Source organism: Streptomyces sp. NPDC021562, from assembly GCF_040640875.1.
GTDB lineage: Bacteria > Actinomycetota > Actinomycetes > Streptomycetales > Streptomycetaceae > Streptomyces.
The window spans coordinates 185,214-198,988 of record NZ_JBFACN010000003.1 but is presented as its reverse complement, the minus strand read 5'-3'; the positions used below and the strand labels follow the sequence as shown (position 1 = coordinate 198,988).

Sequence of the window (13,775 nt, the reverse complement as noted above, 5' to 3'; positions counted from 1 at the left end):
TACGCCGTTGACCCTGGTCTCGTGGCCGAGCATGCCAATGGGGAGCGCCGTATCACCCAGGGCGGATATGGCGATCGCCAGCTTTTCGAACTCGTGCAGAACGCGGCGGACGAAATGGCGGACGGGCAGGGCGGACGAGTGCATGTCGTCCTTACGGCCAGTCACTTGTATTGCGCGAACGAGGGCAATCCTGTGACCCCGGAAGGCGCGGAGACAATTCTTCGGATGAGTATGTCGAAAAAACGTGGGGGCCAGATCGGCCGTTTCGGGGTCGGTGTCAAATCCGTTCTCGTGGTGACCGATGCGCCGGAATTCTTCAGCAGCACCGGCAGTTTCGGATTTGATCGCGCCTGGTCGTACGAGCAGATCAAGGCAGTGCCCGGCATGACGGTACGCTACGGCCCGGAGTTCGAAGCTCCCGTGCTGCGCGTGGCCCGGCCTCTGGACGTGCAGGCCGAGCGCGCCTCCGATCACGTCCTGAACGAACTGCTGAGCTGGGCCACCACCGTCGTTCGCCTGCCCCTGCTCCCGAAGGCCGACGACCGGCTGGGCCGGGACATGCATGGCGGACGCGGCAAGGACAACGGCGAACCCCGCGAGGAGTTCCCGGCCGGCTTCCAACTCTTCTCACCGCACGTCGCGAAGGTGGTGCTGGAGGACCGCCGCCCTCGGCCCATGGCCCGTCGGACGCTGACCGCCCAGCACACCGGCGACCTGTACACGGTGGTGGAGGAGCGGACAGGGAAGGCCGTCACCACCGACCGGTGGCGCGTGTTCACCACGAGCCACGTACCCGGTCCGGCTGCCCGCGACGACGCCGGAGAACTGCACGACCGGCTCTCGCTCGACCTCGCCTGGGCCGTCCCGGCACTGGAGAAGGATCCGGAGAGCGGCCTGTACGTCAGTCCGCAATCACGCGGACGCGGCAAGTTCTGGTCCTTCTTCCCGACCAAGTACGAAATGTCGCTGAGCGGCATTCTCAACGGCGCCTGGAAGACGAACGAGGATCGGCAGAATCTTCTCGACTCCTCCCCCTTCAACCAAGAGATGATCCGAGCGGCGGCACAGTTGGTCGTCGAATCGCTCCCGGCCTTGGCAACAGTCGAAGACCCGGCCGCCTACCTCCCCCTGCTGCCCGGCCGTGTGAAGGAGGCAATCAGTTGGGCGGACGAGTTCCTGACCGAAGAGATCTGGATGCGTACCGCGGTGAACGCATCACTTCCTGACCAGGACGGCGTGCTTCGCGTGCCGGCAGAGCTGCGGGTGCACCCGCGTCCCAAGGACCCGAGGAAGGAGTCGAAGTCTCTTCTGCGTTGGCTACGGCTGTGGCACGAATGCCCGGACCGTCCGGCGAACTGGCTGCATCCGAGCGTCGAAGTGAGTGTGACGCGCTCAGGCAAGGTCGAACACATCCTTGATGCGGCCAAGCACCAACGAGCCGATGTTCGCACCTGGTTGGAGGCCCTTGTCGAAGGCGGCACCGCGCAGGCCTCCGCTACGGCGGTCCGCATTCTGGCCGACATGATCGAGGTCGATTCCCCGTTCGTCGAGGAGGCCCGCAAGGCCCACATCGTCCTCACCGAGGAGCATGGTCTCGTCCCTCCTGTGCACGGCAAGGTCTACCGCCGCACCGACCAGGACGGACTGCGCGAGTCCCTGGTGTACGTGGTCGACGAACTCGCCCAGGACCCTTCGCTGACGCACGCACTCGACATCCTGGGCATCCGGGAGGCCGACGTCGAGGGCCGGTTCGACAGTGTTCTCGACCAGGGCTTCGACCACTACAGCCAGTCGGACTGGGAGCGGTTCTGGGAGCTGTTCCGTCAGGCCGGAGTGAGTCGCCTGACCCACAAGGTGCTGGAACGAGTGCCCGCCGCACGCTCGACGCTCCGGGTACGGACCGCCGACGGTCGGTTCCGGCCGGTCGAGGACTGCATGCTGCCGGGTGTCGTGGTCGACGCGAAGCGGGACCCGAGCATCGCCGTCGACATGGCGTTCCACTCCGACGACACCCCCTTCTTCTCCCAGGTCGGTCTACGGGAACGACCGGCCGGCGGGATCAGGCCCCAGGAGGGCGAGGCATGGTACGACGAGTACCGCGAAGCGCTCCACAGCTCCTACCTGCGCCGCCTGGACAGCAGCGCCCCGCGCCCCGCGCTGAACCGGATGAAGACCGACGGCGCCCCGATCGGCGGACCGCTTCATCTCTTCCGCGCGCTCTCCGAGGAATCCCGCGCCGCCTTCCTGAAGGTGCTGCCCGACGAGGCCGTGGTGGACAACTGGACGCGCCAGATCGGTACGCAGACCAACACCCGGCAGCCGGTCGCCTCACCGATCCGGTGGATGCTTTGGAAGTACGGGACAGCCGTCACGTCCCAGGGGATCAAGCCGCTGAAGGAAGCCGTCGGACCTCAGCTCGCCGCCTACCGTGACGTATTGCCGGTGGCCGAGATCTCTCCGGAGAAAGCCCGCAAACTGAGGCTCCCGACCACCGTCGACGAGGTCCCTCCCGACCGCTGGGACGCGCTCCTCTCCGAGTTGACCCGCAGCGAGGACGACCCCTTCGTCGGCGCCACCTACGTGATGCTGACCCGGTTCGGCGCCGCCTTCCCCGAGGACTCGCTGACCCGTTGCAGGACCGGCGACACCTGGGAAGCACGGCCCGACAGCGAGATCACCGTCGCGGTCGGGACCGCTCAATACCAGGCGCTGCGCGCTGAACAGCTCCCTGCACTGCTCGTACCGACTGCCGACGACGCCGAGCTGATGATCGAGAAGTGGGGCATGCTCCGCTACGCCGACGTGATCAGCCTGGAGACCCGCGAAGTCACGGACGGTGACCCCGTTCCCCTGGTCGAGCTGTTCCCCGCCCTGCGGCAACGCCTCAACAGCGGGAACCGCAACAGCTTGGTACAACGGTGCAGCGAACTGGAAGAGGTCACCCGCACGCCCAACGGCACGCGCACCTCCCCCCTGGACGCCGTGCGCCAGGACAGCACCATCAAGGTCCGAGTTCCGCTGGATCCCGAGCCGATGCTGCGCCTGATCGACCGCGAACTCCACCTGGGACTCGGTGCCGGAGGTTGCCGTGCAGTGCTGGAGCACCAGGACCGTATGGCACGGGACAGCGAGCTCAAGGCGGCGCAGAAAGCAGTGCGTGAGGCCGAGGACGTGGTCGCCAAGATCGAGCTGCTGATCGGCGCTGACGCGCTTCGGGCCGGCCTTCCCGAGGGTTTGATGGAGGCCGAGTTGCAGGCGACCGGCGGAGTGGAGCCGTCCGGGCACCGGATCGCACAGATGGCGTTCAACGCGCACGGTGACGGGGTGCTCCATCAGCATGCTCGGGACATCCAGGCGCGGTTCCCCAACGCCCCGGTCGGATACACGGGCTCGTCGGCGGCCATCGCGTTCGTCTCGGAAATGAGGCTGCCTCTCGCGTTCGCCGGTTCGAGGACTCCCTCCCCGCCTCCGTTCGAGACCGTCGAGGGCCCTCGAGACTTCCCGAGCCTCCACGAGTACCAGGAGGATCTGGTCCGGAACGTCTCCACCATGCTCGATCGACTGGCCCCCCAGCGCGGCATGTTGTCCCTGCCCACGGGGGCCGGCAAGACCCGAGTCACCGCGGAGGCCGTGATCCGTTGGGTAAAACGGGTCGGAGACCTCAAGGGACCGTTGTTGTGGATCGCACAGACCGAAGAACTGTGCGAACAAGCCTTTGAGAGCTGGAAGTTCGTCTGGAGCAAGGTCGGAGCGGAGCGTCCGCTCACCATCAGCCGACTGTGGAGTTCCTACGAGGTCGGAGCGGTCGACGACCATCCCCACCTGGTGATCGCCATCGATGCCAAGCTGGAGCGGTGTCTCGCCACCGATCAGTACGCCTGGCTGCGCCAGGCCGCGCTGGTGATCGTGGACGAGGCCCACACCGCCATCTCGAAGCGGTACACAGAGATCCTGGGCCAGTTGGGGCTCACCCAGTACGAGACCGGCCGGCATCTGCTCGGCCTTACGGCCACCCCGTTCCGGAACACCAATGAGGAGGAGACTCGCCGTCTTGTCAGCCGCTTCGGCAATCGGCGACTCGACGAAGGAGTCTTCCCGTCGGGTGACCCGTATCGCGATCTCCAGGACTGGGGAATGCTCGCCCAGGTCGAGCACCGCACCCTTGAGGGCGGCCGCATCGAGCTCACTCGGGACGAGAAGACGCACGCCGATCGTATGGCCGTGCTCTCCCGTTCCGCCGAGCAGCGGCTCGCCGACGACCACGCCCGAAGTCTCCGCATCGTCGACTCGGTGGCCGAGCTGCCCGATGGCTGGCCGACCCTGCTCTTCGCCACCTCAGTCGACCACGCCAAGTACCTGGCCGCCATGCTGAACGACCGCGGTGTCCCGTCCGCCGCCGTGGACTCGACAACCAGCACGCAAGACCGCCGCAACCGCATCGAGAACTTCCGAAACGGACGCATCCGAGTACTCACCAACTACGGTGTGCTCACCCAAGGATTCGACGCACCTGCCACTCGTGTCGTGGTCGTAGCCCGGCCGGTCTACAGCACCAACGTGTACCAGCAGATGATCGGTCGCGGATTGCGCGGGCCGCGGAACGGCGGCAAGGAAAGCTGTCTGATCCTCAACGTCAGCGACAACATCGCCAACTTCGACACCGACCTCGCCTTCACCGAGTTCGAGCACCTCTGGAGCCGGAAGTGACCGACGTCTACCAGGACAGCCCTCCGCTCACCGACGAGCAACTGGCCGTGGTCGAGCAGCCTTGGGACGCGCGCGTCCTGGTCACCGCGGGCGCCGGAGCAGGCAAGACGCACACCCTGGTGCGCCGGCTCGACGCACTGTGCGGCCACGAGGACCCCGAACAGGCGCTGGAGGCGGCCGAGATCCTGGTGCTCACCTTTTCCCGAGCAGCGGCCCGGGAACTGCGGGAACGGATCTCTCGGCACGGGGAACGAGCCCACCGGGTACGAGCCCGTACCTTCGACGCGTGGGCCTATGAGGTGCTCCTTCAGGCACACCCGGACGGCGAGTGGGGTGCGGTCGGCTTCGACGAGCGGATCGCCGCCGCGACCCGCGCGATCGAGAAGGGCGCGCTGGAGGTGGGCGATGCGGTTCCGCCGGCCCATGTCGTGATCGATGAGGTGCAGGACCTGCTGGGCGGGCGCCGTGAGCTGGTGGAGACGCTTCTCGACCGGTATCAGGACAGCTGCGGGTTTACCGTCGTCGGAGACGCCGCCCAGTCCGTGTACGGCTTCCAGATCGAGGACCTGGGCGAACGCGCTGACGAGACCGGTCGGTTCTTCGACTGGCTGCGCTGTTCCTACCCTGACGACCTGGTGGAGCTGCGGCTCACGAGAAACTTCCGGGCCACCACAGCCGAGGCCCGGATCGCTTTGGCGCTCGGCCCCCTTCTCCAGCAGGTCACCGACCCGGACGAGGCCGGAAGGCTCTACGACGAACTGCGCGATCTCCTTTTGGATCCGGCGAACGGCATGGGCGACCTCGGCGACAAGTTCACCCTGGACAGCCTGCGGGATCTCTCCGACACCTGCGCCGTCCTCACCCGGGACAACCAGCAGGCTCTGGTGGTCTCCGAGCTGCTGCACGCGCACGGCATAGACCACCGGCTGCGGCGCCCGCTGGAAGAGCGTCCGGTGCCGTACTGGGTGGCCGAATTGCTGCGTCGCACGGAGGCGACCGGCCTCACCGAGGACCGGTTCCGCACTCTCCTCTCGGAGATCCCTCTTCCCTACGAGCCAGACTCCGCCGCCCTGTGGACGGTGCTGCGCCGGGTCGCGCGTGGAGGAGGGCGCGGGGTCCTCGATCTGGACAGGTTGCGTCGCGCAGTCGCCGACGGCAGGTTTCCGGACGAAGCGGCAGACCCGGATAGCGCCCGAATCGTCGTCTCGACGGTGCACCGGGCCAAGGGTTTGGAGTTCGACCGGGTGATCGTTCTGACGCCACCGACCCTCCCCGAGCTGCACAAGCGGTACCAGGACGAGCTGGATCTCCCTGCCGAAGCCCGCGCCCTGTACGTGGCCATGACGCGCGCCCGCCAGGATCTGTACCACGTGGCTCCTCCCGAACTGCCGCTCTTCAGGAGGTCGGGGGGCCGACAAGGCGGTCGCCGCTACATCGGATCGTGGCGGTCGTACGACAGGTACGGGATCGTCGCCGAGTCGGGAGACGTGTGCCGGGACAACCCACCCGGTCATCAGAGCGACGCCGTCGCCACCCAGGCGTATCTCCTGGAACAGGTGCGCCCTGGCCAGGAGGTGCTGCTGCGCAGGCTCCACGATCTGCCGATGGGTGAGACGCAGAGCCCGCCGTACGCCCTGATGCACGACGGCAAGGAGATCGGGGAGGCCTCGCAGCGGTTCCGCGAGGATCTTTTCCAGGTACAGAAGGTCAACCGCACCTGGGACCCTTGGTGGCCCGATGAGATCCACGACCTGCGGATCGACACCCTGGAGACCGTGACAGGCAGTACCGCCGCCGGCACGAACGCCGGACTTGGTGAGCGAGGCGTGTGGATCGCCCCGCGGATCACCGGCATCGGCCGATACCGGAGAGCTGACGACTACGAGGAGCAGCGCGCATGACGCAGGTGGCAGGCCCACACGCGGAGCACTACCGGGTCCGGGACGAGGAGCTCTTGGTGGGACTCCGCCGTGAACTCCTCGGCCCCGCCGCGGATGCCGAACCGGACGATCGGGACGAGGTACTCACCCAGGACGCGCCGATCGACCGCTACCTGACCGGTGTGTTGTATCCGCGTGCCACGAAAGAACGGCAGGAGGAAGAGGCTGCCAAGCAGAGCGGCCCGGACAACGCTCCCGTCAACAGCCGTGGCAACGAGGACGAGTCAGGCGCCCCGCCGGAGGTCGGTGCCTCGGAGGACAGACGGCCTTCCTCGATGGGCCTGACCTTCGCGGTCAAGCCGGCCATAAGCAAAACGATCGTGGTCTCGGCGCGTGCGGCCGTCTACGAACCTACGGACGCCGACGGCAAGCGGATCCCGGCACGTCGGGCCGAGGCCCGTACGGTCGCCGACCAGCGGGAACAGTGGCGGCGCAGGGAACTTCAGCTCCCGGAGCGGCTCATCGACGTCACCACACCAGTTGCGGGTGAACTGTTCGATCTCATTCCCGAGACGGTAGGACTGCACGTGATCGTACGGCGCCTTGACCGGACAACCGGCACGGTCACGATCACGGTCACACTGATCAACAGGCAGAAGATCGGCGAGTGGGATCTACAGGACGCGTTCTCCCTCTTCCAGTGCGGGCTGACGGTTCGAGCCGCCGACGGCTCCGATGCGTTCGTCGAACGCCCGGCTCCGGACGCCGCCCACGACCCGGAGGTCGCAACGAGTCGGCTGCTGCACCGCCACGCCCCGACCTTCGCCGTCGGACACGGCTGTGCTGCCGAATGGGACTGGAATCCGTGGCCTGTCGGCGTGACCGAAACCGCTCCCGATATCGCCGTCCCCGAGGTACGAAGTCAGTTCGTGCCGACGGTGGAAGTGCTGCTCACTGATTCCAACCCCGAAGCGGACAGCCCAGCATTGTCCATGCTGGGGCTGGCGGAGAAGTCAGACATCGAGATTTTGACCGCTCTGGGTGGGCTCGCTGACGGGTACGAACGTTGGATCGACCGCAAGGAGGCCGAAACGGAGGACCTGGCTGGCGGACCACACGAAGAGCCCGCGCGCAAGCAGGTCAAAGCCTGCCGCGAGGCTCTCGATCGTATCCGCGAAGGCATCAAGCTCTTGCGGACCAAGCCCGATCTGATGAGGTCTTTCCGCCTTGCCAACCGCGCCATGGCCGACCAGCGTGCCCGCAGCGCCTGGGTGAAGGGCGGACGCGTCGACGCCCCCGACCCGAGCGCCGGACGCTGGCGTCCATTCCAGATCGCGTTCGTGCTTCTCTGTATGGCTGGCATCGACGACCCCAAGCATCCTGATCGGAAGATCTCAGATCTGCTGTGGTTCCCGACCGGTGGTGGCAAGACCGAGGCCTACCTCGGTCTTATCGCCTTCACCTCGTTCCTGCGCCGCATTCGCAAGGGCGCGGACGGCGGTGGTGTCACCGTCCTCATGCGCTACACGCTGCGCCTGCTCACCCTCCAGCAGTTCGAACGCGCCGCGATTCTCCTCTGCGCCATGGAGCACATGCGGCGCCGAACGCCGGAGTTGGGCCCAGAAGAGTTTTCCGTCGGTATGTGGGTGGGCCGCTCGGCCACTCCCAATACGCTGACCGAGGCACACCTGAAACTCAACGAACTCCGCGCAAACCTCGACAAGCGCCTCGCCACCGAGAATCCCGTCCAGCTACACGCCTGTCCTTGGTGCGGAACCCGCCTCGACGCACGGAATTACGAAGCCGACGTGGACGCGAAGCGCATGCACGTCCGATGCCCTGGCGAGGGCTGCGACTTCGGTGACGGCCTGCCCGTCCATCTGGTCGACGAAGCCGTGTACGACGCGCGGCCGACACTGGTGATCGCCACTGTCGACAAATTTGCGTCGCTGCCATGGCGTCCTGCGACCTCCGCACTCTTCAACCGCGATGACGACCCGGACGGCGGTACCCCACCCCCGGAACTGATCGTCCAAGACGAACTCCATCTGATCTCGGGCCCGTTGGGGACGCTCACCGGCCTCTACGAGACCGCCGTGGATGCACTCGCTGGCCGACCCAAGGTGATCGCATCCACAGCTACCATCCGTCGCGCGGCCGACCAGGGGCGCCACCTCTTCGCTCGCCAAGTGCGGCAGTTCCCGCCCGCCGGCCTTGACGCTCGCGATTCGTGGTTCGCTGTGGAGACACCCCGCGAGGAGAAAGCGAGCCGCCGCTATGTCGGCATCCTGGCCCCCGGTACCAGCCAGGCCACCCTTCTGATCCGCACATACGCCACCCTGCTCCACCGAGCCAAGCACGCGAAGACCGAGGACAAGGTGCGCGACGCCTACTGGAGTCTCGTCGGCTACTTCAACAGCCTCCGGCTGCTGTCCGCGGCAGAACTCCAGGTTCACGATGACGTGGTGGCCTACCTGGAGGTGCTCGCTGAGCGCGAGGGGGTGAAAGTGCGCTCGGTTGTCAACTACTCAGAGCTGACGAGCCGTATCGACGCCAGCGAGATCCCCACCCGCCTCAAGGGTATCGAGAAGCGGCTCCCCGACGAGGACACGGTGGACGTCCTCCTGGCCACCAACATGATCGCGGTCGGCGTGGACGTGGACCGCCTCGGTCTCATGGCCGTGATGGGCCAACCGCAGACGACCGCCGAGTACATCCAAGCGACCAGCCGCGTCGGCCGCGCGCACCCCGGACTGGTCGCGGTGATGCTTAACTCGACCCGCTCTCGGGACCGTTCCCATTATGAGAGCTTTCAGCATTTCCACTCGGCCCTGTACCGCGAGGTCGAGTCCACCTCCGTCACGCCGTTCTCTGCCCGCGCCCGGTACCGAGGACTGCACGCGGTGATCGTCGCCCTCGCCCGCATCTTGATCCCCGCCGCCCGCCCTAACGATGGCGCCGGCAAGGTCGAGTCCTACGAAGACACGCTCCGTGGCCCCATCAAGGAGATCCTCCTGAAGCGCGTGGACACGGTCACCCGGGAGGAGACCAACGCCGTGTCCCGGGCCTTCGACGAGTTCGTCGACTGGTGGTGCAAAGAGGCTGACATCCACAACAGTCTGCTGTTCGAGCCGCAGAGGGGGAGTCGCGCACCCTCGATCCTCAAGGCCTATGACGACGAGTCTGAGGGCAGCGGAGCGTATCCCACCTTGTGGAGTCTGCGTGACGTCGACGCCGAGACCGCCCTGTTCATGGAGGGAACCCGATGACCCCGCCCCCTGCCCGCCGTCGCCGCACCGGCGCAGATGGCGCCGCACCCGCCCATAACTTTCCGCGACGTGGTTCTGTCCGCCGTGCTCAGGCGATCACGACATACGGCGTCGGGTCGCTGATCGCCGTCGATCACGAGTCCTTCATCGTCTCGGGACTCGACGAGGCTGAGGAGAGCTGGCGCCGAGACGAATCCCCGCGGATCCATGAACGGCGGCTGGCACGAGTGCTTGGCGTCGACTACTTCCGGCTGCCGCCCGCTTCCGACGACACAAGCAAGGACGGCCTGCGGGTCCGACGCTTCCCCCTGATGCACTCCTGCCCGGAGTGCAACGACCTTCAGCGGCACCGCGACTTCAATCCGCCCGCCGGTAGAAGCGTCTGCGGCACGTGCGAGGTCGAACTGGTCCCCTCTCGTTTCGTCGTCGCCTGCGAAGCCGGCCACCTCGACGAGTTTCCATATTGGCAGTGGGTGCACCGTTCCACAGAACGTAGTGCCTCGACGGCAACGCAATGCGGAGGAAGACTCAAGATGCGCACGTCCGGGCGAACTTCCTCGCTGCGCTCCATTCTCGTCTCCTGCACCTGTGAGAAGGCTCCCGAGGCCTCGATGGAGGGCTCTTTCCGGAGGAGAGCGCTCAAGGACTTGGGCCTCAAGTGCCGAGGCACCCGTCCATGGCTCGGTGCGTCCGCCGCCTCGGGCGGATGCGGGCTCCCCCTCCGCACCCTGCAGCGCGGTTCGTCGGCAGTCTGGCAGCCGGTATTGAAGTCGGCGCTCTCCATCCCACCTTGGAGTAATGGCCGCGCAGATCCTCTCGCCGAACACTGGGAGCAACTCCGCGTGCTGAACAGCCGCGCGGAGGTCGAGATGTGCCTCAAGTTCGCCTTCAAGGGTGAGAGTCCCGTTCCGGTCGACGAAGTCATGGCTTTCCTCGAAGCTGAGCGGGAGGAAGACCCCACTGGCATTGAGGCGCCCTCCTTCGAGCATCGTTATCGCGCCCTGCGCAACAAGGAATATGAGCGTCTCCGCTCCGGTAACGACGAGAGCGAGCACTCCCGTGATGAGGAGTTCGTCTGCGAAACTCCGCTGGGCGATCAGAGCATGCTCGACCCGCTCGGCATCACCGGTCCAATGCTGGTCAAGAAGCTCCGCGAGGTGCGCGCCCTAAAGGCGTTCACCCGGCTCATCGATGCCGAATCGACGACCGATCCCAAGGAGATGCCACTGTCCGAACGCCCGCTTCGCTGGCTCCCGGCCATGGAGGTGCGGGGCGAGGGAGTCTTCCTCCGCCTGGACGAGGACCGGCTGGACGTCTGGGAGAAGACCCTCGCGGTGGCGGCCCGGACCGATCGGATGCGTACCGCCCACCAGCGGGTGCTTGAACAGCGGGCCGAAGACCCGAGCCGGGTCGTCCCCTCTCCCGCCACCCCGCGCATGGTGCTACTGCACACCCTGGCCCACGTCCTCATCAACGAGTGGAGCCTGGAGGCGGGCTACCCGGCCGCGTCCTTGCGTGAGCGCCTTTACGCCGCCGACGACATGGCCGGAGTGCTCATCTACACGGCGACGAGCGACTCGGCGGGCAGCCTGGGTGGTTTGGTCGCTCAAGGTGAACCGAGAGTTCTCGCTCGTACGGTCCGTTCGGCCCTCCGCCGTGCCGAATGGTGCTCCTCGGACCCGCTCTGCATGGAGACCGAGGCGTCCGGCGCCGGCGGGATAAATCTGGCGGCCTGCCACGCCTGCGTGATGCTCCCGGAGACGAGCTGCGAGCACAACAACGTCCTTTTGGACCGCGCTCTGCTCGTCGGAACCCCTGACGATCCCGAGGTGGGCTTCTTCGCCCGCATCCTGCAATCCTGACGTTGGAGCTGCCTTGGCGAAGACGCCGACATGGATCGGCGTCTTCGCCTGTCTCCCGAGGCAGGGCGCCTTGCGTCACCGTGCGGGTCGGGGTGTTTCCGACTCGAACTGCACCTGGGCACGGTCGAGCGCCTCATCGGTGTCGTGGCCATGGGCTCGGAGCCAGTGGAGAAGATCGGCGACGACGTCGATCGCCACCTCCTCTGCGGCGATGCCGCTCAGCCTGCTTGATCCCTCCAGTTGGGTTGGCAACTGCGCGCTGTAGAGGTGCAGACAACTCGCGGCTCTGGAGACCCGAATGTCCTCGCTGTGGCCGTTCGCCTCCGTCAGCCCCGACCCGAGTTCGACCCACGTGATCTTGCGATCGGGTAGGAGCTGGACGCCCCAGCGCTCGGACAGCGCGGCCACGAGAGCCATGCCGCGCCCCGCCTCCGCGTCGCCCACCGAGTCGACCTGACGCGGTAAAGCCCGCGTGTCGGGATCATGGACTTCGATACGCAGGCGCGTACCGCTGACGGAGACGGCGAGAGTCGTCGGGGTACCAGGGCCCACGTGAGTGATCACGTTGGAAACGAGCTCGCTCAGGCAGAGCTGGGCCGACTCCGTCAGCTCAGCCAGCCCCCAGGAGTCCAGACGAGTCCGGAGCAGGCCCCGCAGCACCGCCACTCCCGCCGGCTCGGCAGCGAAAGAAAGATCCCAAGGTTCTCTCGGCGTACACGCATCGCAATCCATGTCCTACTCCTTTGTCCACCGGTTTCGTTGCGCTGCTCGTGAAGCAGTGGCCTGTCACCCTGGCGCAGGCCACCCCTCCCAGGGCAGGAGAGAACAGGGGGCGTACGCGATGCGCTTCTGCTCGCAGTGCGTGAGCGGCGCGATGTCCAAGCTAGAAGATTGCTTGGTAAATTTGCCACTCAACTCGGCAAATTAGCTCGTTCGTGGCTCGCGGCCCGCGTGGCACGGCAGACTGCCCTCCGAGTTCGAAACGGAAGGATCCACATGGCCCCGAGGGCAGTACCGACGCAGCGCCAGAGGCGCCTCGGTCATGAGTTGCGCAGGATGCGGATGGCTGCGGGAGTGTCCGCGGAGCAGGCCGCGAACCTCCTCGGTGTGGACCGCGGAAAGATCTCCAACATGGAGTCCGGAGTCCGGATCATCAGCGAAGAGCGTCTGCGCACCCTGGCTCACCACTGCCGTTGCGACGACGAGAAGTACGTGGCCGCCCTGGTCGAAATGGCCTCACCCAGCACTTCGGGCTGGTGGGAGCGGTATCACGGAGCTCTTCCTCAAGGCCTCTTGGACATCGCCGAGTTGGAGTGGCAGGCGGTTCACATGCGCACCGCGTGCACCGTGCACATTCCGGGGCTGCTCCAGACGACCGACTACGCCCTCGCGGTCTTCCGTGCCGTCCTTCCGCAGCTGCCCGAACACGAGGTGGCCCTGAGAGCGGCTCACCGCAACAACCGCCAAGAGGTGCTCGCCTCCGAGGCGGCCCCCACCTTCACAGGCATCGTGCACGAGGCGGCGCTGCGGATGCAGTTCGGAGGCCCCGGGGTCAGCCGCGCTCAGCTCGAACACCTGCTTGACCAGTCCGAGAGGAAGGGGCGAACGGTTCTGGTCGTCCCCTTCACCAGCGGAGCCTTTCCCGGGGCAGGGCAGACCGTTCTGTACGCGGAAGGGCCGACGCAGCAGCTGGACACCGTGCAGATCGACAACTCCCACGGGCCGGACTTCCTCTACGGCGAGGCAGAATTGACCAAGTACCGGGCTCACTTGGATCGGCTGGAGGAGCTGGCCCTGTCCCCCGACGACTCAAGAGCCTTCATCCACGCCGTCGCACGCGAACTCTAGGAGACGTCATGCCGGAGATTCAGTGGGAAGACCCGTTCTGCGGCGAAGGCAACTCGTGCTTCCGGATGGGCGTGGACGACTCCGGCAACGCGTACATAGCGGTGCAGGGTCAGGAGGACCGTTACATCATGGACAGCCGGGACGCCCTGCGGACCATGATCCTCGACATCAAGGCCGGCAAGGCGGACCACCTGCTGAGGTGAGGCACC

Annotated in this window: 7 protein-coding genes; 6 read left to right on the top strand and 1 reads right to left on the bottom strand. The window is 66.4% G+C overall.

Annotated features, from left to right (window positions below; genetic code table 11):
• Positions 1 to 231: 231 nt before the first annotated feature.
• From AB0G52_RS05595 to drmB, 4 genes are read left to right on the top strand one after another with little or no spacing between them, the layout of a single operon-like run.
• The gene (locus AB0G52_RS05595; protein ID WP_361334449.1) at positions 232 to 4,707 is read left to right on the top strand and encodes a DEAD/DEAH box helicase; all 4,476 of its coding nucleotides are present in this window, start codon (positions 232 to 234) and stop codon (positions 4,705 to 4,707) included.
• The gene (locus tag AB0G52_RS05590) at positions 4,704 to 6,608 is read left to right on the top strand and encodes a UvrD-helicase domain-containing protein (RefSeq protein ID WP_361334007.1); all 1,905 of its coding nucleotides are present in this window, start codon (positions 4,704 to 4,706) and stop codon (positions 6,606 to 6,608) included. Before AB0G52_RS05595 ends, AB0G52_RS05590 begins: the two co-directional genes overlap by 4 nt.
• Positions 6,605 to 9,856 carry a helicase-related protein gene (locus AB0G52_RS05585; protein WP_361334004.1) on the top strand — a complete coding sequence of 1,084 codons (3,252 nt, stop codon included), beginning with the start codon at positions 6,605 to 6,607 and terminating at the stop codon, positions 9,854 to 9,856. The genes AB0G52_RS05590 and AB0G52_RS05585 overlap by 4 nt, the downstream gene beginning before the upstream one ends.
• Complete coding sequence (gene drmB / locus AB0G52_RS05580) at positions 9,853 to 11,718, top strand: DrmB family protein (RefSeq protein ID WP_361334001.1); 1,866 nt, start codon at positions 9,853 to 9,855, stop codon at positions 11,716 to 11,718. Before AB0G52_RS05585 ends, drmB begins: the two co-directional genes overlap by 4 nt.
• Positions 11,719 to 11,793: 75 nt before the next feature.
• Here the strand turns inward: drmB and AB0G52_RS05575 are convergent, their stop codons facing one another.
• A complete protein-coding gene (locus AB0G52_RS05575; RefSeq protein ID WP_361333999.1) occupies positions 11,794 to 12,450 on the bottom strand; it encodes an ATP-binding protein in 657 nt (218 codons plus the stop codon).
• A 264-nt stretch (positions 12,451 to 12,714) separates the two neighbouring features.
• Between AB0G52_RS05575 and AB0G52_RS05570 the strand changes: the two genes are divergently transcribed.
• Together AB0G52_RS05570 and AB0G52_RS05565 are read left to right on the top strand one after the other, a co-directional pair.
• Positions 12,715 to 13,566 carry a helix-turn-helix transcriptional regulator gene (locus AB0G52_RS05570; protein WP_361333996.1) on the top strand — a complete coding sequence of 284 codons (852 nt, stop codon included), beginning with the start codon at positions 12,715 to 12,717 and terminating at the stop codon, positions 13,564 to 13,566.
• Between the two features lie 8 nt (positions 13,567 to 13,574).
• On the top strand, positions 13,575 to 13,769 hold the full coding sequence (locus tag AB0G52_RS05565) for a hypothetical protein (RefSeq protein ID WP_361333993.1): 195 nt from the start codon (positions 13,575 to 13,577) through the stop codon (positions 13,767 to 13,769).
• Positions 13,770 to 13,775 lie beyond the last annotated feature (6 nt).